Below are 23,059 nucleotides of genomic sequence, written 5' to 3' on the forward strand. Positions count from 1 at the left end.
TGCGATCCCCCCATTGTGCGCCAGTCCTGTGAGCCCCTAGACGATTTCCGGGTCAAGGATCACTGGCCTGGCCGGGGGACCTTCGTCGAGCAGCGTGCGCAGCAGCCCGGCGAGTCTGGTCGGATACACCGTCTCATGTGCCCGGCTCAGTTCCGGACACGTCCACCAGCGCGCTCCGGCGACACTGCGCCGTTCCAGCTCGGTCAGCCCGGTGGCGGCCACCGTCGTGCGGTCCGTACGCGCCAGGTAGTACCACTCGTCCTGGTCCCAGCGGCGGCCCGCGAACGGGAAGGAGCACTTGCGCCGCCACAGCACAGGACCGAGCTCGACCTCGGTGATGCCCGTCTCCTCGGCGAGTTCCCGCAGCGCGGCCTGTTCACGGGTCTCCTCGCCCTCCACACCGCCACCGGGAGTGAACCACCAGTCGTCGGCCGGGTCGTCCGGCTCGTGCCCGTGCAGCAGCAGGATGCGGTCCCGTGGGTCCAGAAGCACGACCCGGGCGACCCTGCGCAGCCCGCCCTCGTAGATGTCCCGGCCCGCTCCCGCGGCCTCAGCGGACACCTGCGGGCTCCGCGGCGCTCTCCCGCCGGGCCCGGGCGGCGCCCGCGCGCTTGGCGATGGGCCCGTAGGCGCCTCCGCCCAGGACGAGCACGGCGCCGGCGATCACAAGGGCGGTGATCGTCCGCAGCGGTCCGGGCGAGGAGAGGGTGCCGAGCGGCTCGAAACCGGTGGGGCGCTGCAGCATGCCCTTCATGGGCCACACCACGCTGTCGACGCGGGCGTCCACGGCGGAGCGTGCCACCGTGCCACTGGCGGCGTCGGTCAGGTGCGCCGTGGAGTCCACGGAATTGCCCCGCTCGTCGCCGAGCAGGAAGAGCCGGCCCTTGGGGACGGTCACGGTCGGGAAGTTGCTCATCTCGGCCGGTGTGCCCTTGGGCAGGTACGTTTCGTCGATCTCCTTGCCGTTGACCTTCAGCCTGCCGTCCTGGCAGCAGGAGACCGTGTCGCCGCCGACGGCGACCACGCGCTTGACCATCGGCGCGTTGGCCCAGGTCGCGTCCTTGAAGACGACGACGTCACCGCGGCGCACCTCGCCGCCGTCGACGCGCTGCGCCAGGATCCGGTCGCCCGCGTCGATCGTCGGGGTCATCGAACTGGTGGGCACGGTGTACGGCCGGTAGACCACCGCTCCCCAGCCGAACCCGCCGAGAAACAGCACAAGGCCCAGTGCGACGGCCAGCCCGGACAGCCGCTGTCCGGTCCGGCTGCCCACCGGGCCCGTGCCCGGGCCACCGCTGCGCGGGGCCGTGTGCGTCATGCTCTCGCCACCCATGGGTCCGCACCCTACCCGGGGGTACTGGCCGGGGTCAGCCCATGGCCGGGATCACTGCTTCCGGCGACGCCAGAGCACCACCGGCACCACGCCGAGGAGCGCGATCCCCTGCGGCGCGACCGTCAGGCCCGCGGCGGCCGGCTGGGCGCTCAGCCCGGACTGGTCGAAGGTGTCCGGGACCGGCAGGGTGGCCCAGCGGTTGATCGGCCAGGCGACGACGACGGCGCGTCCGACCACGTCCTTCACCGGGACCATGCCGTGGTTCTTGTCGGACTGGTTGTAGCGGGAGTCCCGCGAGTTCTGCCGGTGGTCGCCCATGACCCAGATGTAGCCCTCGGGGACCTTGACCTTGAACTGACCGCCCTGGTCGTCGACGCTGCACGGCGTGTTGCCGGCGTAGACGTAGTCCTGCTCGTTCAGCGCCTTGCCGTTGACCGTGAGAGGGCCGGTGTTCTTGCACTCGATGGTGTCGCCGCCGACGCCGACGACGCGCTTGATGAGGTCCTTCTCCTCCACGGACGGCATGAGGCCGATCCAGCTGAGGAAGGTCTGCAGGGCGTTCGGGTCCGTGGTCGGCTCGCCCGCCAGCCAGTTGTCCGGGTCGTGGAAGACGACGACCTCGCCGCGCTCGGGCTCCGAGCCGAACCAGGGCGTGAGTTTGTCGACCAGAACGCGGTCGCCCTGCTGGAGGGTGTTCTGCATCGAGTCGGAGGGGATGGAGAACGCCTGCACCAGGAAGGTCTTGATCAGCAGCGCCAGCACCAGCGCGATGCCGATCAGGATGGGCAGTTCCTTCCAGAAGGAGCGCGGCTTCTTCGGTGTCCTGGCCGTGCCGCCCGGTCCCTGGCCCTCGGCTGTCGTGTGCTCGCCCGTCACCCTGCCGTCCTCGGCTGCCCCGGAGTCATTCCCGGAGGTCACGGCGCTGTCCGCGGCCGGGACGGCGGATTCCGCGGGGCGTCCGCGGTGCTCCTCGCCGTCGTGTCCGGACCGTGCGCCAACCGCCACATCCCCCACGCCAACTCCTCACTCTGTGCCGCCGCCTGCCCCATACGCGGCGCAGGCCCACCACTCCCATAACGAGCGGGAGTTCCGCAGGGGTCGGGAGCTGGATCGTTCCGTTCGGATCGTAGGGGGCAACCCTATGCGACAGTTCGGGAGCAGCGGTCGACCCGGTGGCCGAGTCGGACACGGTGGCGTACGTATTCGGCTCCTCCAGCATGTTCCAGTGCCCGAACGGCCAGGCGATGACCATGGCGCGGCCCACCACCTCGTCCTCGGAGACCGTGCCCCCGTAGTCGGTGTCCTGGTGGGCGCGGGAGTCCGCGGAGTTGTTCCGGTGGTCGCCCATCACCCACAGCCGTCCCTGAGGGACCGTGATGTCGAACGGCGTGTCGGAGGGGGCGGCGCCGGGGTACAGATAGTCCTCGTTCAGCGGGACGCCGTTGACGGTCACCCGCCCTTGTGTGTCGCAGCACTTGACGCGGTCGCCGCCGACGCCGACGACCCGCTTGATGAGGTCCTTCTCGTTCTCGGACGGCAACAGGCCGATGAAGGTGAGCCCTTCCTTCACCTGCTTGATGACGACGGGGTCGGACTTCGGCGTGGTGGGCTGCTCGTCCTGGAGCCAGCCGCCGGGGTCCTTGAAGACGACGACGTCCCCACGCTGCGGCTGTGAGCCGAACCACGGGGTGAGCTTGTCGACCAGGACGCGGTCGCCGATCTGGATCGTCTGCTCCATGGAGCCGGACGGGATGACGAAGGCCTGGACGAGGAACGTCTTCAGCACGAGCGCTATCAGGACCGCCACGCCCACGAGGAGCGGTATCTCCTTCACGGCGCCGCGCCTGCGGCGCCGCTTGACCTTGCGCTGGAGCTTGCGGCGCTCGGCCCGCGTACGGCCGCTGCCGGAGGGACCGGCGGCGCGCCGGGCGCCGGTGGGCAGCAGGTTCTGCGCGGGGCCCGCAGGGACGCCGCGTGGTTTGCCGCGGTTACCCATGGGCGCCCGCCCTGCCGGCGTCGGGCACGCGCGCGTAGGCGTCGGGCCGGTGCAGCCGGGTGGCGTGACCGAACGGCCAGATGATCCAGTCGGCGCGGCCGATCACGTCGTCCACCGGGATCATGCCGCCGCCCGGCGAGCCGAGGTGGTCGCGGGAGTCGCTGGAGTCGCTGCGGTGGTCACCGAGGACGAACAGGGTGCCGCCGGGGACGACGACGTCGAAGGGCACCGCGGACGGGCTGTCGCCGGGATGCAGGAATCCCGACTCGTCGACCGGCCGGCCGTTCACCTGGATCCTCCCCTCCTCGTCGCAGCAGACCACGCGGTCTCCCCCCACACCGACAACGCGCTTGACGTAGTCCGCGTGCCCGAAGTACCCGGTCCCGTCGAACACGACGATGTCTCCCCGCTGCGGCACGGCACCGAAACGGTATGCCAACTTATTTACGAGAACCCGGTCCCCGATCCTCAATCCCGGCTCCATCGATCCGCTGGGGATCTGGAACGGCCGCAGCACGAACGTGCTGAGCAACAGCAGGAACACCAGGCAGACCAGCAGGGTGAGGGTGAACCGGCCGCCCGGAACCCAGGAGCTGACACGCGCCGCCAACGCGAAACGCGACCGGTCCTCCGGCCCTGCGGGTCCCGAGGTGGTCGTCTCGGAGCCGGAAGGGCGGGAGGAGCGGTCGCGCTCCGTGTGCTGTGCTTCGGTGTCCATCGGAGCCAGATGCTATCCGGCCCCGACGCGAACCCCGGAGAGCGCTCAGCTCTCGCGCTTCTCCTTGATCTTCGCGGCCTTGCCGCGCAGCTCGCGCAGGTAGTACAGCTTGGCGCGGCGGACGTCACCCTTGGTGACGAGCTCGATCTTCTCCACGATCGGGGTGTGCACCGGGAAGGTGCGCTCGACGCCGACGGAGAAGGAGACCTTGCGGACCGTGAAGGTCTCGCGCACGCCGGCGCCCTGGCGGCGGATCACGACGCCCTTGAACTGCTGCACACGGGAGCGGTTGCCCTCGATGACGCGGACGTGGACGTTGACGGTGTCGCCCGGACGGAAGGCGGGGACGTCGGTGCGCAGCGACGCGGAGTCGACGGTGTCGAGCAGGTGAGACATTTCGTCTGCTTTCCTCGCTGATGCCACAGGTCATCAACGGAAACTAGGTTTCGGGATCAGGTGTGTGCGAGTCGGGGCGGACGTCGTCTCCCCCTGTGGCAGGGGCGCACGCCGGACGGACGCACAACAGCTGGCTATTCTTCCACGGCGTCGGTCCTGCGCCAAAATCGGCCGCACGGCTCCCCTGCCGGGTCGGGTGCCCAGCCCAGGATGGAGAGCATCTCGCGGTCCTTCTTGTCGAAGGCCTTGGGGTCGCAGCGCTCGATGAGGTCGGGCCGGTGGGCGGTGGTGCGCTTGAGGGCCTCGTCGCGGCGCCAGCGGGCGATCTTCCCGTGGTGGCCGCTGAGCAGCACGTCGGGGATGTCCCGGCCGCGCCACTCGGGGGGCTTGGTGTAGACGGGCCCTTCGAGCAGATTCGCCATGGCGCCGGGCGCGAAGGAGTCGTCCCGGTGGGACTCCGCGTTGCCCAGGACGCCGGGCAGCAGCCGCGCCACGGCCTCCGTGACGACGAGGACGGCCGCCTCGCCGCCGGCCAGGACGTAGTCGCCGATGGACACCTCGTACACCGGTATCCGTGTCGCGTACTCGTCGACGACGCGGCGGTCGATGCCCTCGTAGCGGGCCGGGGTGAAGATCAGCCAGGGGCGCTCGGAGAGGTGGACGGCGAGTTCCTGGGTGAAGGGCCGGCCGCTGGGCGTGGGCACGATGAGGGCGGGCGCCCGGGAGCCCGTCTCGTAGCCGTCGGCGAGGACGGAATCCAGTGCGTCTCCCCACGGCTCGGTCTTCATGACCATGCCGGGGCCGCCGCCGTACGGGGTGTCGTCGACCGTGTTGTGACGGTCGTAGGTCCAGGAACGCAGGTCGTGGACGTGCACGTCGAGCTGTCCACGCGCGCGTGCCTTGCCGACGAGGGAGACGTTCAGCGGTTCCAGGTACTCGGGGAAGATCGTGACGACGTCGAGGCGCATTACGACTCGTCCCGGCTGGATGCGATCTCGGCGCGGTCGTCGATCAGGCCGGGCGGCGGCGTGATGACGGCCTTCTGCTCCTCGAGGTCGATCTCGGCGACGATCTCCTCGACGAAGGGGATCATCACCTCGCTGCCGTCGGGACGCTCCACGATGAACAGGTCCTGGGTGGGCAGGTGCGAGATCTCCGTGATCCGGCCGACCTCGGTGCCGTCCGCGGTGACCACGTCCAGGTCGATGAGCTGATGGTCGTAGTACTCGTCCTCGCCCTCGGGCAGTTCCTCCGGGTCGATCTCGGCGATCAGGAGGGTGTTGCGCAGGGCCTCGGCGCCGGTGCGGTCGCTGACGCCCTCGAAGCGCAGCAGGAGACGGCCGCTGTGGACGCGGCCCGTCTCGATGGTGAGCGGTCCTGCGGATGCGGGATCGGTGGTGAGTACGGCACCGGGACCGAGCCTCAGCTCCGGCTCGTCGGTCCGCACCTCGACGGTGACCTCACCCTTGATGCCATGGGCACGGCCGATCCGTGCGACTACCAGCTGCACGTGTCCATTCTCCTGTCATACGACTGCGGGCCGGGGACGGCCCAGTGGCCCTCCCCGGCCCGAGCCGGTGCTGCTGCGAAAGCGTCAGCGGACGTGGTCCACATCGACGAGGTCGACGCGGACGCCCCGACCGCCGATGGCGCCCACGACGGTACGCAGGGCGCGTGCGGTGCGGCCGTTGCGGCCGATCACCTTGCCGAGGTCGTCCGGGTGGACCCGGACCTCGAGCACGCGACCGCGACGCAGGTTGCGCGAGGCGACCTGCACATCGTCAGGGTTGTCGACGATGCCCTTCACGAGGTGCTCGAGAGCCTCCTCGAGCATGCTCAGGCCTCGGTCGAAGCGGACTCGGCGGCCTCGTCCTTCTTCTCGGCCTTCTTCTTCTGGGTGATCGCCTCACCCTTGCCCTCGTCGTCGCCGCCGATGGCCTCGAACGACGGGCGCGCGGCCTTCTCGGGCTGCGTCAGCAGCGGAGCCGGGGCGGGCTCGCCCTTGAACTTCTGCCAGTCGCCGGTCTTCTTGAGGATGGCCATCACGGGCTCGGTCGGCTGGGCGCCGACACCGAGCCAGTACGCCACGCGCTCGGCGTCGACCTCGATCACCGACGGGTTGTACGTCGGGTGGTACTTGCCGATCTCCTCGATGGCCCGGCCGTCACGGCGGGTACGGGAGTCGGCGACGACGATGCGGTAGTGAGGCGAACGGATCTTGCCCAGACGCTTCAGCTTGATCTTGACTGCCACGGGAGTGGGTTCTCCTGGTTTTGACGTGGTTGGGCACGGCGAGAGAGCCGCGTGGGGTTGCGGTACCCGAGTGCCCGATGGACGCGTCAGCCGGAGGCGAGAGGGTTCCTGTGCGGCTGTCGAGTACAGCTAGCCATTGTGCCACACCCGGCGAGTCGCTCCGGGCCGGGGGCCGGGTCCGCTGCGCGGGCATGCCGACGGCGCACCCGGCGTGGGAGGCGCGGCACGTCCGGGTGCGCCATCGGTCCGAGCCCTGCGCCGAAGACCGGCAGCCACGAGATGCCGGTACGGGGCGTCAGCTCGCTGCCGCTCCCACGATGTCCGGGATCCGGAACGGCTTGCCGCAGCCGCCGCAGACGATCGGCGCCTGGGCGAGGACGGACGGGACGACCCGGACGTTGCGGCCGCAGTCGCAGACCGCCTTGACGCGCACACCGCCGCCCGAGGATCCGTGCCGGGCGGCCGGCCCCCGGAAGGTGCGGGACGTGTCGGAAGAGGTCGCGGCGGTGTGGGCCTTCAGGGCGCGCTGGAGACGCTCCATCGTCGGGCGGTAGCGGCGCTTCGCCTCGGGGGTGAGCGTGACCAGGGAGAATCCGCTGCTGGGATGCGGTTCCTCGGGGTGGTCCAGGCCCAGCTCCTCGGCGATCGCGAGGAATCTGCGGTTGTGGTAGCGGCCGGCACGGGAGGTGTCGCGGACGCCGCGCGCGGCGGCGATGCCATGGACTGCCTCATGGAGCAGTCGCTCGAAGGAGAGCTCGTGACCGCACGCGGACGACGACTCCCCGATCAGGGACTCTGGCGCGGCAAGGTCGGGCAGCTCGGAGTGGTACCGCTGAATGTCGGCCCACGCCTGTGCCAGCTCTGCGGCGAGAACAGGTGGTGTCTGTGTCGTGCTCACGTAATGACAACGAGCCGGGGTGCCCCAGTGTTCCGATTCCGGGCCATCCCAAATAATTTGCACGTACCCGTCAGTTGCCTCTGATGCGTCCTGACGAGGGCGGGTGCGCTGATCTGTGGAGAAGCCTCGCACCTCACCACAAGGTGGTGCGTAGTCCCTCGTACGCCCGCCCGTCTCCCGTCACCACCCTCAGCCGAGGCCCTTCGGGCCACCCTCTCGGTCGGCGCGTATACAAACCGCGCGTGCCGTCGTACCAGAGGTCCGCGGGTGCGCAAGAGGTGTTTCGGCCGCCTGGAGCCCTGCTCAGTAAGCGCGTGCGACGACCGCGACGTTACCGGGTGCGTCGTCGGCTTCCGGCACCGACCCGTCCTCGGCGCCCAGACACCGTACGGTCACCGCGTGATCGGCCAGTTCGGCCTCCCCGAGGCCCGAGCACGGCCCACGGGATGCGCGCCCAGCCGCCGTGCGCGGCGAAATCGCGCGCCTCCTCGGAGGTGGGCCGGAACACGGCCGGCTCTTCGAGCTCTTTGCATCCGCTCCCACAGCCCGTACCCGTACGGGCTGTGGATGACCATGGTGCCGCGCACCGGCCCGTTGTCGGCGAGCTCCGCTTTGGTGATCAAGTCCTGATACCACCGCGGGAAATCGACCGCCCGGGGGTGAGAACAGGTGCCTTGGCCATGGCGAGAGGGTACGGGCCCACGTTGCCGGAATGTGAAATCTCGCCATAGGCACATGACAACTCACAACCCCTTCCGCATTCCACTGGACGACGGGTCGAGGGGGGAGTTTCCTGGCATACGGGGGTAGTGCGAGCGCACTGTCACGGGGGCCATGGAATCGGGCAAGAGGCAACTCTCGGCGGATTGGGGCGCTTACTTATGACACCTACGCTCGTGCGGCAGCACCTGCCTCACGCGGGGGCCGCACCCCGTGTGGACCTGCGTGCACGCGCGCGTGACTGGTCCGAGATCCAGGAGCGGATGCTCGTACCGCTCTACGAGGCCGTCTACGAGCGACTGGACGTGGGTCCCGCGACGCGGCTGCTCGGCCTCGGCTGCGGTTCCGGGCTCTCCCTGCTGATGGCCGCCGCCCGGGGAGCGGCGGTCACCGGTGTCGACGCTTCCCCCGAAAGAATGGCCCTGGCGCGGGAGCGGCTGCTTCCCGGGGCGTCGGGCGGGCCTGCGCGTCCGGGCGCCCGGCTGGTCGACGGCTCGCCCCGGGACACCGCGGAGCCGGGCGCTCCCGGCTACACCCTGGTGACCGCCTTCGAGCCGATCGGGTGCCTGGCGGGCGACTCGGAGGGGCTGGCCGGAGTGCTCGCGGAGGCGACGCCGCTCGCCCGGCGCGGTGCGGCCGTGGTGCTGGCGGGCTGGGGTCCGCCGGAGCGCTGCGCCACGGCGTCCGTGATGCGGGTGGCCACGAAGCTGGCGGAGCCGCTGCGCACCTCGGGCAGCTGGCGCCCCGCCTGCCGCGACGACCTGGAGGAGGTCGCCCACCGGGCCGGGCTCAGGCCGGACGGATCGGGGCGGGTGGCGTGCCCCTTCGGCTACGCCGACGTGGACAGCGCGGTACGCGGCCTGAAATCGACGGGTCTGTTCGACGCGGCGATGACCGCGACGGACCAGGTGCAGGTGGACAAGGAACTCACCGAGGCCCTGCATCCGCACCAGCGGCAGGACGGGACGGTGTGGATGCCGAACGTGTTCCGGTACCTGATCGCCCGGACACCCTGACGCACAGCGCTCCCGATGCAGGTGTGAATGGTGTGAAGAAAACACCAGGGGGAGCTTTTGGTTCCAGCAAGTGGATCATGAACGCTTAGTGTGATCCACCGCTCGGGGGACCTATACATCTGCATACAGGAGCTGCTGTGCCGCACCACCACACCGCGCTGCGCCTCGTCGCGCCAGTCGCCGTCCTCGCCCTGACGCTCACCGCCTGCGGGGGCGGCGACGACACCGCCGACGCGAAGAGCACGGGCACCGCCCAGGCCAAGGCCTCGCCGTCGCCGGAGCCCGCCTCCGGCGGCGAGATGGGGGCCGGCGAGAGCGCCACGGGCAAGGTCGCCGAGGACCCGGGCGAGGTCACCTACGAGGTGCTGGCGCAGAAGGTCGAGGTGGGCACCGAGGCCGAGGCGGCGAAGGCCGTCTCCGAGCCGGACAAGGTCAAGGGCAAGGTGCTGGCCGTCGCGCACGTGAAGTACACGCACAAGAGCGGGCCCGCCCTCACCGACGGCTCCGACGTGCACGACGGCACGACGGTCTTCGCCGACGGACAGCGCGGCTCGGTCCTCATCGGCGCGTCCGAGGACGCCACCGGCTGCGAGGACCCGTACGACGTCGAGAGCTGGAAGCAGGGCGAGAGCCATGTCTTCTGCGAGACGTACGTGGTCCCGGCGAACGCCAAGAGCGTCGAGGTCCACTGGTCCGAGGAGGACGGCGAGCCGTACGTCTGGAAGTTCCCGAACGGCTGACCGGCGAAGCTCCGCACACCGCTGAGGGCGCCCCCTTGAGGAGAAGGGGGCGCCCTCAGTGCCGTTCGGACCGGCCGTCAGCCCATGAACTTCTTGAACTCGTCGGGCAGTTCGAAGTCCTTGCCGCCCTGCTGCGGCAGCCCGAAGGCGCTGCCGCCCTCGGCCGCGGCGGCCCGGCGGGCGGCCTCCTCCTGCTCCTGCTGCTTGCGCTTCATCGGGTTGCCGGAGCGCTGCTTGCCCTTGGCCTGCTTCTGCTTCTTCTTCGTCCTGCCGGGGCCGCCGCCCATGCCGGGCATCCCCGGCATCCCGGGCATTCCGCCGCCCTGGGCCATGCGGGACATCATCTTGCGGGCCTCGAAGAACCGCTCGACCAGGTTCTTGACCGCGCTGACCTCGACGCCGGAGCCCTTGGCGATACGGGCGCGGCGCGAGCCGTTGATGATCGTCGGCTCCTGGCGCTCGGCCGGGGTCATCGACTTGATGATGGCGGCCGTGCGGTCGACGTCCCGCTCGTCGAGGTTGTTGATCTGGTCCTTCATCTGGCCCATGCCCGGCAGCATGCCGAGCAGCTTGGAGATGGAGCCCATCTTGCGGACCTGCTCCATCTGGGCCAGGAAGTCGTCCAGGGTGAAGTCCTGGCCCTTCTTGGACGCCAGCTTGGAGGCCATCTTCTCGGCCTCTTCCTGGCTGAACGTCTTCTCCGCCTGCTCGATCAGGGTGAGCAGGTCACCCATGTCGAGGATGCGGGAGGCCATCCGGTCAGGGTGGAACGCGTCGAAGTCGTCGAGCTTCTCGCCGTTGGAGGCGAACATGATCGGCTTGCCGGTGATCTGCCGGATGGACAGGGCCGCACCACCGCGGGCGTCACCGTCGAGCTTGGAGAGCACCACGCCGTCGAAGCCGACGCCGTCGCGGAAGGCCTCGGCGGTGTTGACCGCGTCCTGACCGATCATCGCGTCGACGACGAACAGGATCTCGTCCGGGGAGACGGCGTCGCGGATGTCCGCGGCCTGCTGCATCATCTCCTGGTCGATGCCGAGACGGCCGGCGGTGTCCACGATCACGATGTCGTGGACCTTGGACTTGGCGTGCTCGATGGAGTCCTTGGCGACCTTGACCGGGTCGCCCACACCGTTGCCCGGCTCGGGGGCGTAGACCGCGACACCGGCGCGGTCGGCGACGACGCTGAGCTGGTTCACGGCGTTGGGGCGCTGGAGGTCACAGGCGACCAGGAGCGGCGAGTGGCCCTGCTCCTTGAGCCAGCGGCCGAGCTTGCCCGCGAGGGTGGTCTTACCGGCACCCTGCAGACCCGCCAGCATGATCACGGTGGGCGGCTGCTTGGCGAAGCGCAGACGCCGGGTCTCGCCGCCGAGGATGGTGACCAGTTCCTCGTTGACGATCTTGAGGACCTGCTGGGCGGGGTTCAGCGCCTTGCTGACCTCGGCGCCGAGGGCGCGCTCCTTGACGTTCTTGATGAACGCCCGGACGACGGGAAGCGCCACGTCCGCCTCGAGCAGCGCGATCCGGATCTCGCGCGCCGTGGCGTCGATGTCCGCCTCGGAGAGCCGTCCCTTGCCGCGCAGGTTCTTGAAGGTCGCTGAGAGGCGATCGGAAAGAGTATCGAACACGGCGCTCGCGGTCCTCGGGGTCGGTGGCTACAGGGAATCGCCCTCCAGGGTATCCCGGCATGACAAGTCACAGGGTCGGCCTCACCCCCGCAGTGTCTCCTCCAGCTTGCGCGCCACCGCCGCCGCCTCGTCCCCGGGCAGCGGCGCGCCTTCCGGGCCGGTCACGTAGAAGGCGTCGACGGCGTTGGCGCCGAGGGTCGAGACGTGGGCGCTGCGCATCCGCACGTTCGCGTCCTCCAGGGCGCGGCCGATGCGGAACAGCAGGCCCGGGGCGTCCTGGGAGCGGACCTCGATGACCGTGGCCAGCCGGGAGGCGGCCGGGTGGACCGACACCCGGGCCGCGGGGGCGATCACGCCCCGGCGGCGCGGATAGGCCGCGTCCCGTTCGGCGAGGCGGCCGGCGATGTCCAGGGAGCCGTCCAGGGCCCTCACGAGGTCCGAGCGCAGCCGGGCGGCCTGCGGCAGCGAGCCGTACTCGGCCGCGACGCGCCAGTCCAGCAGCAGGACGGAACCGTCCACGCCGTCCGGGAGGTGCACGGAGCGCAGCTCGGCGGTGCGTACGGTCAGCCGGTGCATGGCGAGGACGCCGGCCACCGCCGGCAGCACCCCGGGCTGGTCGGGCACGGCGATGAGGAGTTCCACGCCGAGCGGCTCGGGGTCGCCGGACGGCTCCTGCCCGGCGGGCGCCTCGGTCTGGGCCCGCAGGGAGAGCACCGGGCTGCCCGTCGCCGCCGCCTCCAGGGCGAGCCGCTCCTGCTCGGCGGTCGGCGCGGCCTCCTCGGGGTCGTCGGGGGCGTCGCCGGCGAGCACCGCCGAGACCCGTTCGACCAGGTCGGCGACGAGCGAACCGCGCCAGGACGACCATGCGGCCGGGCCGGTGGCGAGGGCGTCGGCCTCGGTGAGCGCGTGCAGCAGCTCCAGGGTGCCCTCGGAGCCGACGGCCTCGGCGACGGAGCGCACGGTGGCCGGGTCCTCCAGGTCGCGCCGGGTCGCGGTGTCGATGAGTGTGAGGTGGTGCCGTACGAGGGTGGCGATGACGGTCACGTCGTGGCGGTCGAAGCCGATACGGGTGGCCACGTCCTTGGCGATGATCTCGCCTGCCACGGAGTGGTCGCCGGGCCAGCCCTTGCCGATGTCGTGCAGCAGCGCGGCGACCAGCAGCAGGTCGGGGCGGCTTACCCGGCGGGTGAACTCGGAGGCGCGCACCGCGGTCTCGATGAGGTGCCGGTCGACGGTCCACAGGTGCACGGCGTTGCGCTGCGGGCGGCAGCGGACGCGCTCCCAGTCGGGCAGCAGCCGGGTGATCAGCCCCTCCGCCTCGAGTGCCTCCCAGACCTCGATGGTGGGGCGGCCGGAACCCAGCAGGGTGACGAGCTGTTCACGGGCCTCGGCGGGCCAGGGCGTGGGCAGCGGGCGCACGGTGGCCGCCAGGCGCCGTACGGCGTGCAGCGAGAGCGGGAGGCCGGCCTGCGCGGCGGCGGCAGCGGCGCGCAGCGGCAGCACGGGGTCGCGTTCGGGGCGCGCGGCGCGGGCGAGCACTACCTCGCCGTCCTGCTCCACCACTCCTTCGGCCAGCGGAGACCGCTCGGCGGTCGGCTTCCCGCCGCCCAGCATGGCGCGCAGCCGGGGCCGCACGGCGCGCGACCGCAGGACACGCCCCACCTCTCGCCAGGTGACATCACTGGCATACGAGACGAGCCGGGCCGCCTCGTACACCTGCCGCAGCAGGGTGTCGGCGTCGAGCAGGCCCAGTTCGGCGGCCACCTGGTCCTGCTCCTGGAGAGCGAGCCGGTCGGTGGCGCGCCCGGTGGCCAGGTGCAGGGCGTCCCGGACGTCCAGGAGCCGGCGCCGGGCGTCGGCGAGGCCCTCGCGGGGGGCGTCGGCGAGCCAGGAGGCGGCGACGGCGCGCAGCGCGGTGGCGTCGCGCAGTCCGCCGCGGGCCTCCTTCAGGTCGGGTTCCAGCAGGTACTGCAGCTCGCCCTGGCGCTCGGCGCGTTCGGCGCACAGTTCCTGGAGTTCGGGCAGGCGTTTGGGGGCCTGGTTGCGCCAGTCGGCCAGGACGGCCGTGCGCAGGGAGGCGGTGAGGCCGAGGTCGCCGGCGATGTGCCGGGCGTCCAGCAGTCCGAGCTGCACCTTGAGATCCTCACCGGCGGTCTTGCGGGCCTCGGCGGGGGTGCGGACGGAGTGGTCGAGGTCCAGGCCCAGGTCCCAGACGGGGTACCAGAGCCGGTCGGCGAGGGTGGCGACGGACTTGGCGTCACTGCCGTCGTGCAGCAGGAGCAGATCGAGGTCGCTGCGCGGGGACAGCTCACCGCGCCCGTAGCCGCCGACGGCGACGAGGGAGGCACCGCGCAGCCCCTCGGCGCCCGCCGCGAACAGGCCGGTGAGCCAGTCGTCCGTGAGTTCGGCCAGGGCCGCACGGCGCGGCGGCCCGGACCGCGCCTCCTCGGTGAGGAGACGCAGCCGGGCCGCCGCGTAGCCGCTGGGTCCCGAGTCCTCTGCTTCCTTCTGCACGTCCGTACCCGTCACCCAGCGACTCCTGTTCCGTTGCCTGCCTCGAGGGTCTTCAGAGCGCGTCGGGGCCGCGCTCGCCGGTCCGGACCCGTACGGCCGTGTCGACCGGGATCGACCAGACCTTGCCGTCACCGATCTTGCCGGTGCGGGCCGCCTTGACCACGACGTCGATCAGCTGCTCGGCGTCGTCGTCCTCGACCAGGACCTCGATGCGGATCTTGGGCACCAGGTCGACGGTGTACTCGGCACCGCGGTAGACCTCGGTGTGGCCCCTCTGCCGACCGTAGCCGCTGGCCTCGGTGACCGTCAGGCCGTGTACGCCGAAGGCCTGCAGGGCCTCCTTGATCTCGTCGAGCCGGTGCGGCTTCACGACGGCGGTGATGAGCTTCATGCGTCCACCTTCTTGCTCGCGGCTGCGGCGACGGGGGCCGTGACGGCCGTCTTGGCGGCACCGCCACCGGCGCCACTGAAGTCGTATGCGGTCTCGGCGTGCTCGGCCTGGTCGATGCCGGCGACCTCGTCGTCCTCGGTGACCCGCATGCCCATGGTCTTGTCGAGGATGAAGGCGAGGATCGCGGAGACGATCAGGGAGTAGCCGAGGACCGCGAAGACACCGGCACACTGCTTCCAGAACTGGGTCAGGCCGCCGCCGTAGAAGAGGCCCTCGACGGTGGACTGGCCCTTGCCACTGGCGAAGAGGCCGATCAGCAGGGAGCCGACGACACCGCCGACCAGGTGGACGCCGACGACGTCCAGGGAGTCGTCGTAGCCGAACTTGTACTTCAGGCCGACGGCCATGGCGCACAGCACACCGGCGATGACGCCGACGGCGATCGCGCCGAGCGGGGTGACCGCGCCGCCGGCGGGGGTGATGGCGACCAGGCCCGCGACCGCGCCGGAGGCGGCGCCCAGCGTGGTGAAGGCGCCGTGGCGGATCTTCTCGTAGATGAGCCAGGCCAGCATGGCGGCGGCGGTGGCGACCTGCGTGTTGACGAACATCAGCGCGCCGACGCCGTCGTCGTTGCCGAGCCAGGAGCCGGCGTTGAAGCCGAACCAGCCGAACCACAGCAGACCGGCGCCGAGCATGACCAGCGGCAGGCTGTGCGGGCGCATCGGGTCCTTCTTGAAGCCGATGCGCTTGCCGATGACGAGGATCACGCCGAGCGCCGCGGCGCCCGCGTTGATGTGCACCGCCGTACCACCGGCGAAGTCGATGACACCCATTTCGAACGCCCAGCCGCCGGTGCCCCAGACCCAGTGCGCGACCGGGAAGTAGACGACCGTGGCCCACAGGGCGATGAACAGCGCCCATGCGCTGAACTTCACGCGGTCCGCGAGGGCGCCGCTGATCAGGGCGGGCGTGATGATCGCGAACATCAGCTGGAAGACCAGGAACACGAACACCGGGATGGTGTATCCGGGCCACAGCTCCGTAAGGCCGATGTTGCCGAGACCGACCCAGTCGGAGTTCCAGCCGATGAGGCTGCCGGAGTCGGTGCCGAACGCCATGGAGAAGCCGTACAGCACCCACAGGATGGTGACGATCCCGAGGCTGATGAAACTCATCATCAGCATGTTCAGGGTGCTCTTGACGCGGACCATGCCTCCGTAGAAGAAGGCCAGACCCGGGGTCATGAGCATCACCAGGGCGGAACAGATGAGCATGAACCCTGTGTTCGCGGCAGAGAGCTTGGGCGCCTCTGCGGCAAGGGTGATGGCTGGTGCCATCGGCGTCTCCTCGTCATTGGTACGGCCCCGTGCGGGCGAAGCCTCGAGCGGACTTGAGGGGCGGGCCGGTTATGCGCCACGAGATTGGCGCAGCGCGGTTTCGGTCGAAGCCCCTCGTTGTTTCGCGGCCGTGACGAAGGCGCGTTCTGTGTTACGCGTCGATGAACTGCCGGATTACGGGCGAGCCGATCGTTATCGTGGCGCAACCTTCGGCTTCAGGCAGCCGTGGGCGCACAGACCGGCCGCGGTCGGCCTTCCGATGACCTGGCATGGGGGAGCCGAGTCGGGCAGTTCGGGAGGGCCGGCCGCGGCCGGGGTTCAGGAGGTCGGAGGGCTTCTCAGACCGCCTCGGCGGTCTCGGGCAGTTCGGCGGCGAGCCGCTCGGTGAGGTCGACGACCTCGCCGAGGTCGCCGAATTCCCGGGCGGCGGTGTCGATCGTCTTCCGGATCCGGGTGTTGACGCGCTCGGAGCGGACCTTCTTGGCGACCTGCATGGCCTCGGTGGCGAAGACCGTGCTCCGCTCGGGTTCGCGCTGGAGGAGGTGCACCGTGGCCATGCCGATCAGGTTCAGTGCGTACGACCGCTGGTGCTCGCCGTCCTCGGCGAAGAGCTTCACGGCCCGGTTCATCAGGGGCTCGGCCAGCGAGGCGTACGTGGGGCTGCGGCCGGCGACGTAGGCCAGGTCGCGGTAGGAGTGGGAGTTCTCGCCGTACAGCTCGGCCTCCGAGAAGAAGCGGATCCAGTCGGGGTCCGGCTCGTCCCACTCGTCGGCCTCGGAGAAGGTGTCCTCGGCCATCCGCACCGCCCGCTTGCACTTGCCGGGCTGCCCCATGTTGGCGTAGGCGCGGGCCTCCATCGCATACAGCATCGACTGGGTGCGCGGGCCGGCGCAGTCACGGCTGCCGTACTGCGCGAGGTGGATCAGCTCCAGCGCGTCGTCGGGCCGGCCGAGGTGGATCATCTGGCGGCTCATGCTGGACAGCACGTACGACCCGAGCGGCCGGTCGCCTGCCTCCTTGGCGGCGTGCAGCGCGAGGACGAAGTACTTCTGCGCGGTCGGCTGGAGCCCGATGTCGTACGACATCCAGCCGGCCAGCTCGGCGAGTTCGGCGGCGACCTTGAACAGACGCCGGGTGGTGGACTCCGGCTGGGGCTCCTGGAGGAGGTCCGTCACCTCGTGCAGCTGTCCGACGACCGCCTTGCGGCGCAGGCCGCCGCCGCACTGGGCGTCCCACTGCCGGAACATCACCGTCGTGGACTCCAGGAGGTCCAGCTCCGGCTTGGAGAGCCGGCCGCGGGCGCGCCCGGAGCCGCCCGCCGGCCCGGGCTCGGCGCGCGGGGCCGGGGGCGAGGGGACGAGCCAGCGCTGCATGGGCTCGATGAGGGCCGGGCCCGCAGAGAGGGCCAGCGAGCTCCCGAGGAAGCCGCGCCGCGCCAGCATGAGGTCGCTGCGCGAGAACTCGCTGAGCAGGGCCACGGTCTGCGGGCCCGTCCAGGGCAGGTCGACGCCGGTGGCGGAGGGTGACTGGCGCGCGGTGCGCAGGCCCAGGTCCTCGACGGAGACGACGACGCCGAAGCGTTCGGAGAACAGCTCGGACAGGATCTTGGGGATCGGCTCGCGGGGGTTCTCGCCGTCGAGCCAGCGGCGCACGCGCGAGGTGTCCGTGGAGATGTGGTTGGCGCCCAACTGGCGTGCCCTGCGGTTGACCTGGCGGGCGAGCTCACCCTTGGACCAGCCGCTGCGCACGAACCAGGAGGTGAGCAGCTCGTTGGGGCGCTTGTCAGCGTGCGTCGCGCTCGCAGCGTTCGTTCCGCTTCCGCCGTTGCCGCTCACTGGAACGCCCCCATCCCTGAGACCACTTGTCGCCGAGTGCGCCAAGCCCTATCAGCATGCCGGTTCGTACGGCCGTCCGTCCGGCCCTTGTCACCCTTCGAACGGAATGACGACTTGCCTCCGGCATACCCACGAGCGCGTGTGCCCCCAGGTCTCGTGCACACAAAGTAATCCTACGATCACCCGTCCAGCCACGGCTCACACGGAAACGCCACCATTCGCCACCCCTTCGAATGAACTCACGTACGCCTGGGCGCGATTCACTTGACACAGCACAACCAGGAGTGGGTGCAGCGATGCACTTGGGGGCGCGCGTCGCCGGACACGCCACCCCGGGCGCATCCGGGCGCCGAGTGGGCGGGCCGCCATCGGGAAGGCGGAAACAGAGAGTCACACACTGCGTCCGCTGCGTAACCACCGGGCGCCGGACCCGTTGGAGGGGGCATGGGCTTCACGATCGGTATCAACCGTGGCATGCGCGACATCCGGTCCGGCTCACGTCGCCGCCGCACGTCGGACGGCACGGCCGTGGCCGAGTACACCGGGCTGTGGGGCTGGGACGTGGTGCCGGGTGCCCGGGCCTCGGCGGGCGCCTGCTCCTGCGGCCGCGGCGACTGCCCCGCACCGGGCGCGCACCGGCTCGATTTCGCGCCGGTGCTCCCGGCCGGCGCGACGCTGGACGCCGTGACCGAGACATGGGGCGAGTTCCCCGGCGCCTCGGTGATGCTGCCGGTCGGCGGGGCGTTCGACGTCATCGAGGTGGCCGAGTCCGCCGGCTGCCGCGCGCTGGCCCGGCTGGAGCGCATGGGCCTGCCCGTCGGCCCGGTCGCCGCGACCCCGGACGGCCGCGCGCACTTCTTCGTCGCCCCCGGCGCCGCCGCCGATCTCCCCGGCCTGCTCTACCGCATGGGCTGGGACGACCCGGCCTCCCTCGACCTGCGCGGCCTCGGCCCGGGCACGTACATCACGGCACCGCCCTCCGACCGCGGCGGCCTTGGCCCGGTGCGCTGGCTGCGCTCCCCCGCCCTGGACTCGGCGTCCCGGCCGCCGGAGGCCCGCCTGGTGCTGGGCACGCTGGCGTACGTGGCGCACCGTTCGCGAGCCTAGTTCCGTACGGACGTACACAGCGAAGCGCCCGTCCCGATCGCGTATCGGGACGGGCGCTTCGTGCGCACATACGAATGTCCGGAGGTCGTCCTCGGCAGGTGCCGAGCTCACTCTCCGATAAGGGCGTCAACGAACGCCTCCGGCTCGAACGGCGCCAGGTCGTCCGCACCCTCGCCGAGCCCGACGAGCTTGACCGGGACGCCCAGCTCGCGCTGGACCGCGACCACGATGCCGCCCTTGGCCGTGCCGTCGAGCTTGGTGAGCACGATGCCGGTGATGTCGACGACCTCGGAGAAGACCCGGGCCTGCACCAGGCCGTTCTGGCCGGTGGTGGCGTCCAGGACGAGCAGCACCTCGTCGACCGGGGCCTGCTTCTCCACGACCCGCTTGACCTTGCCGAGCTCGTCCATGAGCCCGGTCTTGGTGTGCAGGCGGCCGGCGGTGTCGATGAGCACGACGTTCGCGCCCATCTCCTTGCCCTCCTTGACCGCGTCGAAGGCCACGGAGGCCGGGTCGCCGCCCTCCGGTCCGCGCACGGTGTGGGCGCCGACGCGCTCGCCCCAGGTCTGGAGCTGATCGGCGGCGGCGGCACGGAAGGTGTCGGCGGCGCCGAGCACGACGCTCTGGCCGTCGGCCACCAGCACACGGGCGAGCTTGCCGGTGGTGGTGGTCTTGCCGGTGCCGTTGACGCCGACGACCATGACGATGCCCGGCTTGCGGTCCTCCGGCTCGGTCTTGACCGCGCGGTCCATGTCACGGCCGACCAGCGTGACCAGTTCCTCGCGGAGCAGGGTGCGCAGTTCCTCGGGGGTGCGGGTGCCGAGCACCTTCACGCGCTCGCGCAGCCGTTCGACCAGTTCCTGGGTGGGCTGCACGCCGACGTCTGCGGTGAGCAGCGTGTCCTCGATCTCCTCCCAGGTGTCCTCGTCGAGGTGCTCGCGCGACAGCAGGGTGAGCAACCCCTTGCCGAGGGCGTTCTGCGAGCGGGAGAGCCGGGTCCGCAGCCGGACCAGGCGGCCGGCGGTGGGTTCCGGGATCTCGATCTCGGGAGCTTCGGCGGGCGGCTCCTCGACTACGACCGGAGCCGAGCCGTCCGGGAGATCCACCTCCTCGATGGTGCGCCGCGGTTCCTCCCGCGGCGTCTCGGCCTCGTCGCCGACGTGCGGCTCGGCCGGTGGGGCGGTGATGTCGGGCGCTGCGGGCGGGGGCGGGGGCAGCTGCTTCTTGCGCCGGCTGCCGACGATGAGCCCGCCGAGCGCGCCGATCACGACCACGGCGATGACTACAGCAAGGATGACGATGTCCATAACGGGTCCAGTATCAGTCATGGGCCCCCGGGTCACCCCGCTCGCACCGCCCCGCCGGGCCGGGCGCCGCCTGATCTCCACACCTCTGGATGTCTGACGCATCGTCAGCTAACGTCCCCCGGACACCCGCCCGGCGGAGGGAGACGCCCCATGCCCGTCACGGTCGCACGCTTCAACCTCGTCGCTCCCGGGGCGACGCCGGCCGAGCTCGGTGCCCGCTACCGGGCGGCCCTGGAGATGGCCGCGTACGCCGACGACCGGGGCGTGAGCACCGTGCAGACGGAGGAACACCACGGGGCGGACAACAACTGGCTGCCGTCGCCGTTCGCCTTCGCGGGTGCCGTCTTCGGTGCCACCCGGCGTGTCGCGGTCACCGTCTCGGCGATCATCGGCCCGCTGCACGACCCGTTGCGGCTGGCCGAGGAGATCGCCGTGCTGGACCTGCTGAGCGGCGGGCGGCTGGTGACGGTCGCCGGGATCGGGTACCGGCCGGAGGAGTACGCGCAGTTCGGGGTGGACTTCGCCCGGCGCGGGAAACTCCAGGACGAGCTGCTGGAGACGCTGCTGGCGGCCTGGACGGGCGAGCCCTTCTCCTACCGTGGCCGCACGGTCCGTGTCACCCCGCGCCCCTGCACCGAACCGCACCCACTGCTCCTGGTCGGCGGCTCGTCCCGGGCAGCGGCCCGCCGCGCCGCCCGGCTCGGTCTGCCGTTCTTCCCCAGCGCGCATCTGCCGGAGCTGGAGACGTACTACAAGGAGCTGCTGGTCGAGTACGGCACCGAAGGCTGGGTGATGATGCCCGCCGCCGAGACGCCCCTGCTGCACGTTGCGGAGGATCCGGACCGGGCCTGGGCGCAGTACGGGCGGCACTTCCTGCACGAGGCCCGGACGTACGCCTCCTGGCAGCCGGGCGGGATGCGCTCGGCGGTGAAGTCGGCCGCGGCGACGGTCGAGGAGCTGCGGGCGGAAGGCGTGTACCGGATCCTCACGCCGGAGGCGTGCGTGGCGCTGGGGCTGGAGTCCTACGTCCTGCATCCGCTGGCGGGCGGGATGCCGACGGAGGAGGGGTGGCGGAGCCTGCAGCTGTTCTGCGAGCGGGTGCTGCCGGGCCTGGACCGCTGACCCTGCCGGACAAACGGGGGCCCGCCACGCCTCCTCGGTGATCCACTGTCGCCGTGGGCTTGCCGGTCGACGTGTTCACTTGCCGGTCGACGTGTTCATGGGGGCGGCGTACTCGACTGGTGAACGACGGACCGCCGCCCCGGCTCGGGCAGTGGCCGAACCGGGGCGGCGGCGGGTTACGGGGAGAGGGGCAGCGGGGACTTGGCCCTTCCCCCCGAGTCGCGGGACGGGTCTAGCCCATCTCCTCCAGGGTCTTGCCCTTCGTCTCCTTGACGAACTTCAGGACGAACGGGATCGAGAGCGCGGCGAACGCGGTGTAGATCACGTAGGTCGCGGAGAGGTTCCAGTCGGCCAGGGACGGGAAGCTCGCGGTGATGGCCCAGTTGGCGATCCACTGCGCGGCGGCGGCCACACCCAGGGCGGCGGCACGGATCCGGTTGGGGAACATCTCGCCGAGCATGACCCAGACGACCACACCCCAGGACAGGGCGAAGAAGAGGACGAAGACGTGCGCGGCGATCAGGGCGATCCAGCCCTGCGTGGCCGGCAGCTTGCCGTCGACGAGGTGGTAGGAGAACGCCCAGGCCTCCAGCGCCAGGCCGACGACCATGCCGACCGAGCCGATGATCGCGAGCGGCCGGCGGCCGATGCGGTCGACGAAGATCATCGCGATGACGGTGCCGACGATGTTGATGATCGACGTGGTGAAGGAGTAGAAGAACGAGTCGGCGGGGTCGACGCCGACCGACTGCCACAGCGTCGCGGAGTAGTAGAACGCGACATTGATGCCGACGAACTGCTGGAAGACCGACAGGCCGATGCCGACCCAGACGATCGGCTTGAAGAAGAAGCTGCCGCCGAGCAGGTCCTTGAAGCTCGACTTGTGCTCGCTTTTCATGGCGCCCTCGATCTCGGCGACACGGGCGTTCAGGTCGATGTCCTTGCCCTCGACCTCGGCGAGGATCTCCCGGGCGCGCTCGTGCTTGCCGACGGAGATGAGGAAGCGCGGCGACTCGGGGATGGCGAAGGAGAGCAGGCCGTAGAGGACGGCCGGGACGACCATGACGCCGAGCATGACCTGCCAGGCCTCCAGGCCCATCAGCTTGCCGCGCTGGTCACCGTCGGCGGCGTTCAGCAGACCCCAGTTGACCAGCTGCGACACGGCGATGCCGATGACGATCGCGGCCTGCTGGAAGGAGCCGAGCCGGCCGCGGTAGGCGGGCGGTGCGACCTCGGCGATGTAGGCCGGGCCGATGACGGAGGCCATGCCGATGGCGAAGCCGCCGACGACCCGCCAGAAGGCGAGGTCCCACAGCGCGAAGGGCAGCGCGGAGCCGACGGCGCTGACGGTGAAGAGGACCGCGGCGATCTGCATGCACCGGATACGGCCGATGCGGTCGGCTATGCGGCCGGCGGTCGCGGCGCCGACGGCGCAGCCGATGAGGGCGATGGCGATGACCTGGGCGAGGGCCGCGGATCCTACGTCGTAGCGGTCACGGATGGCCTCGACGGCGCCGTTGATCACGGAGCTGTCGTAGCCGAAGAGGAAACCGCCCATCGCGGCTGCCGCCGCGATGAAGATGACGTGCCCGAGATGATCGGGGTGAGCCGTCCTGGCTCCTGACTTGGGTGCCTGCGCTGTGCTGGTCACGTGTACTCCTCGGGCCACCGGCAACGCTGCCGGAGGGGATCAGCCCTTCGAGGTGCCACCTGAAGGTACCTGAAGGTAAAAGGAACGTTGCCGAGAC

22 protein-coding genes and 1 pseudogene are annotated in these 23,059 nt (G+C 70.7%); 4 read left to right on the forward strand and 19 right to left on the reverse strand.

Annotated features, from left to right (window positions below):
- Positions 1 to 36: 36 nt before the first annotated feature.
- From ACZ7EG_RS29500 to ACZ7EG_RS29555, 12 genes and pseudogenes are all read right to left on the reverse strand, one after another.
- Positions 37 to 561: an NUDIX hydrolase gene (locus ACZ7EG_RS29500; RefSeq protein ID WP_471085322.1), complete on the reverse strand. Its 525-nt coding sequence runs from the start codon at positions 559 to 561 to the stop codon at positions 37 to 39.
- The gene (lepB, locus tag ACZ7EG_RS29505) at positions 551 to 1,333 is read right to left on the reverse strand and encodes a signal peptidase I (protein ID WP_471085325.1); all 783 of its coding nucleotides are present in this window, start codon (positions 1,331 to 1,333) and stop codon (positions 551 to 553) included. The genes ACZ7EG_RS29500 and lepB (ACZ7EG_RS29505) overlap by 11 nt, the downstream gene beginning before the upstream one ends.
- Positions 1,334 to 1,384: 51 nt before the next feature.
- A complete protein-coding gene (gene lepB, locus ACZ7EG_RS29510; RefSeq protein WP_471085328.1) occupies positions 1,385 to 2,347 on the reverse strand; it encodes a signal peptidase I in 963 nt (320 codons plus the stop codon).
- Positions 2,235 to 3,329, reverse strand: coding sequence for a signal peptidase I (gene lepB / locus ACZ7EG_RS29515; RefSeq protein WP_471085331.1), 1,095 nt, complete (start codon positions 3,327 to 3,329; stop codon positions 2,235 to 2,237). The genes lepB (ACZ7EG_RS29510) and lepB (ACZ7EG_RS29515) overlap by 113 nt, the downstream gene beginning before the upstream one ends.
- On the reverse strand, positions 3,322 to 4,047 hold the full coding sequence (gene lepB, locus ACZ7EG_RS29520) for a signal peptidase I (RefSeq protein WP_471085334.1): 726 nt from the start codon (positions 4,045 to 4,047) through the stop codon (positions 3,322 to 3,324). The genes lepB (ACZ7EG_RS29515) and lepB (ACZ7EG_RS29520) overlap by 8 nt, the downstream gene beginning before the upstream one ends.
- Positions 4,048 to 4,092: 45 nt before the next feature.
- Positions 4,093 to 4,443: a 50S ribosomal protein L19 gene (rplS, locus tag ACZ7EG_RS29525; protein ID WP_279551339.1), complete on the reverse strand. Its 351-nt coding sequence runs from the start codon at positions 4,441 to 4,443 to the stop codon at positions 4,093 to 4,095.
- A 134-nt stretch (positions 4,444 to 4,577) separates the two neighbouring features.
- Positions 4,578 to 5,411, reverse strand: coding sequence for a tRNA (guanosine(37)-N1)-methyltransferase TrmD (trmD, locus tag ACZ7EG_RS29530; protein WP_471085337.1), 834 nt, complete (start codon positions 5,409 to 5,411; stop codon positions 4,578 to 4,580).
- Positions 5,411 to 5,953 (reverse strand): ribosome maturation factor RimM, encoded by a 543-nt coding sequence (gene rimM, locus ACZ7EG_RS29535; protein WP_471085340.1) that lies wholly within the window; start codon positions 5,951 to 5,953, stop codon positions 5,411 to 5,413. The genes trmD and rimM overlap by 1 nt, the downstream gene beginning before the upstream one ends.
- A gap of 84 nt (positions 5,954 to 6,037) precedes the next feature.
- Positions 6,038 to 6,277, reverse strand: a complete 240-nt coding sequence (locus tag ACZ7EG_RS29540) for an RNA-binding protein (protein WP_003973401.1) — start codon at positions 6,275 to 6,277, stop codon at positions 6,038 to 6,040.
- 2 nt (positions 6,278 to 6,279) lie between these two features.
- Positions 6,280 to 6,696 carry a 30S ribosomal protein S16 gene (gene rpsP / locus ACZ7EG_RS29545; protein WP_030852064.1) on the reverse strand — a complete coding sequence of 139 codons (417 nt, stop codon included), beginning with the start codon at positions 6,694 to 6,696 and terminating at the stop codon, positions 6,280 to 6,282.
- A gap of 295 nt (positions 6,697 to 6,991) precedes the next feature.
- On the reverse strand, positions 6,992 to 7,594 hold the full coding sequence (locus tag ACZ7EG_RS29550; protein ID WP_471085343.1) for a hypothetical protein: 603 nt from the start codon (positions 7,592 to 7,594) through the stop codon (positions 6,992 to 6,994).
- A gap of 527 nt (positions 7,595 to 8,121) precedes the next feature.
- Positions 8,122 to 8,276: pseudogene (locus ACZ7EG_RS29555) on the reverse strand (proline--tRNA ligase); the annotation flags it as partial.
- 199 nt (positions 8,277 to 8,475) lie between these two features.
- On the opposite strand from ACZ7EG_RS29555, the gene ACZ7EG_RS29560 reads away from it, so the two are divergent.
- Together ACZ7EG_RS29560 and ACZ7EG_RS29565 are read left to right on the forward strand one after the other, a co-directional pair.
- The gene (locus ACZ7EG_RS29560) at positions 8,476 to 9,330 is read left to right on the forward strand and encodes a methyltransferase domain-containing protein (protein ID WP_471085346.1); all 855 of its coding nucleotides are present in this window, start codon (positions 8,476 to 8,478) and stop codon (positions 9,328 to 9,330) included.
- Positions 9,331 to 9,467: 137 nt separating this feature from the next.
- Complete coding sequence (locus tag ACZ7EG_RS29565) at positions 9,468 to 10,070, forward strand: hypothetical protein (RefSeq protein ID WP_471085349.1); 603 nt, start codon at positions 9,468 to 9,470, stop codon at positions 10,068 to 10,070.
- A gap of 77 nt (positions 10,071 to 10,147) precedes the next feature.
- On the opposite strand, the gene ffh is transcribed toward ACZ7EG_RS29565, so the two are convergent.
- From ffh to nsdA, 5 genes are all read right to left on the reverse strand, one after another.
- Positions 10,148 to 11,698: a signal recognition particle protein gene (gene ffh / locus ACZ7EG_RS29570; protein WP_471085352.1), complete on the reverse strand. Its 1,551-nt coding sequence runs from the start codon at positions 11,696 to 11,698 to the stop codon at positions 10,148 to 10,150.
- 81 nt (positions 11,699 to 11,779) lie between these two features.
- Positions 11,780 to 14,227 carry a [protein-PII] uridylyltransferase gene (locus tag ACZ7EG_RS29575; protein ID WP_471085355.1) on the reverse strand — a complete coding sequence of 816 codons (2,448 nt, stop codon included), beginning with the start codon at positions 14,225 to 14,227 and terminating at the stop codon, positions 11,780 to 11,782.
- Between the two features lie 37 nt (positions 14,228 to 14,264).
- Positions 14,265 to 14,603: a P-II family nitrogen regulator gene (locus ACZ7EG_RS29580; protein WP_003993253.1), complete on the reverse strand. Its 339-nt coding sequence runs from the start codon at positions 14,601 to 14,603 to the stop codon at positions 14,265 to 14,267.
- Complete coding sequence (locus tag ACZ7EG_RS29585) at positions 14,600 to 15,940, reverse strand: ammonium transporter (RefSeq protein WP_471085358.1); 1,341 nt, start codon at positions 15,938 to 15,940, stop codon at positions 14,600 to 14,602. The genes ACZ7EG_RS29580 and ACZ7EG_RS29585 overlap by 4 nt, the downstream gene beginning before the upstream one ends.
- Positions 15,941 to 16,278: 338 nt before the next feature.
- Positions 16,279 to 17,775 carry a transcriptional repressor NsdA gene (nsdA, locus tag ACZ7EG_RS29590; protein ID WP_471085361.1) on the reverse strand — a complete coding sequence of 499 codons (1,497 nt, stop codon included), beginning with the start codon at positions 17,773 to 17,775 and terminating at the stop codon, positions 16,279 to 16,281.
- Positions 17,776 to 18,219: 444 nt separating this feature from the next.
- Here nsdA and ACZ7EG_RS29595 point away from each other — a divergent pair, with 444 nt between their 5' ends.
- The gene (locus ACZ7EG_RS29595) at positions 18,220 to 18,882 is read left to right on the forward strand and encodes a bifunctional DNA primase/polymerase (protein WP_471085364.1); all 663 of its coding nucleotides are present in this window, start codon (positions 18,220 to 18,222) and stop codon (positions 18,880 to 18,882) included.
- 107 nt (positions 18,883 to 18,989) lie between these two features.
- On the opposite strand, the gene ftsY is transcribed toward ACZ7EG_RS29595, so the two are convergent.
- Positions 18,990 to 20,189, reverse strand: a complete 1,200-nt coding sequence (gene ftsY / locus ACZ7EG_RS29600; protein WP_366711261.1) for a signal recognition particle-docking protein FtsY — start codon at positions 20,187 to 20,189, stop codon at positions 18,990 to 18,992.
- A gap of 150 nt (positions 20,190 to 20,339) precedes the next feature.
- On the opposite strand from ftsY, the gene ACZ7EG_RS29605 reads away from it, so the two are divergent.
- On the forward strand, positions 20,340 to 21,311 hold the full coding sequence (locus ACZ7EG_RS29605) for an LLM class flavin-dependent oxidoreductase (RefSeq protein ID WP_471085367.1): 972 nt from the start codon (positions 20,340 to 20,342) through the stop codon (positions 21,309 to 21,311).
- Positions 21,312 to 21,543: 232 nt separating this feature from the next.
- Here ACZ7EG_RS29605 and ACZ7EG_RS29610 read toward each other — a convergent pair whose 3' ends face one another.
- On the reverse strand, positions 21,544 to 22,962 hold the full coding sequence (locus tag ACZ7EG_RS29610; protein ID WP_471085370.1) for a sugar porter family MFS transporter: 1,419 nt from the start codon (positions 22,960 to 22,962) through the stop codon (positions 21,544 to 21,546).
- Between the last annotated feature and the right edge of the window lie 97 nt (positions 22,963 to 23,059).

This window comes from Streptomyces sp. NPDC037100, assembly GCF_055606225.1.

Coding starts and splice junctions, on each gene's coding strand:
- ftsY (WP_366711261.1), bottom strand. CDS start 20,189: ATGGACATCGTCATCCTTGCTGTAGTCATCGCCGTGGTCGTGATCGGC.
- lepB (WP_471085331.1), bottom strand. CDS start 3,329: ATGGGTAACCGCGGCAAACCACGCGGCGTCCCTGCGGGCCCCGCGCAG.
- ACZ7EG_RS29585 (WP_471085358.1), bottom strand. CDS start 15,940: ATGGCACCAGCCATCACCCTTGCCGCAGAGGCGCCCAAGCTCTCTGCC.
- rplS (WP_279551339.1), bottom strand. CDS start 4,443: ATGTCTCACCTGCTCGACACCGTCGACTCCGCGTCGCTGCGCACCGAC.
- lepB (WP_471085325.1), bottom strand. CDS start 1,333: ATGGGTGGCGAGAGCATGACGCACACGGCCCCGCGCAGCGGTGGCCCG.
- trmD (WP_471085337.1), bottom strand. CDS start 5,411: ATGCGCCTCGACGTCGTCACGATCTTCCCCGAGTACCTGGAACCGCTG.
- lepB (WP_471085334.1), bottom strand. CDS start 4,047: ATGGACACCGAAGCACAGCACACGGAGCGCGACCGCTCCTCCCGCCCT.
- ACZ7EG_RS29605 (WP_471085367.1), top strand. CDS start 20,340: ATGCCCGTCACGGTCGCACGCTTCAACCTCGTCGCTCCCGGGGCGACG.
- ACZ7EG_RS29580 (WP_003993253.1), bottom strand. CDS start 14,603: ATGAAGCTCATCACCGCCGTCGTGAAGCCGCACCGGCTCGACGAGATC.
- ACZ7EG_RS29540 (WP_003973401.1), bottom strand. CDS start 6,277: ATGCTCGAGGAGGCTCTCGAGCACCTCGTGAAGGGCATCGTCGACAAC.
- ACZ7EG_RS29560 (WP_471085346.1), top strand. CDS start 8,476: ATGACACCTACGCTCGTGCGGCAGCACCTGCCTCACGCGGGGGCCGCA.
- ACZ7EG_RS29595 (WP_471085364.1), top strand. CDS start 18,220: ATGGGCTTCACGATCGGTATCAACCGTGGCATGCGCGACATCCGGTCC.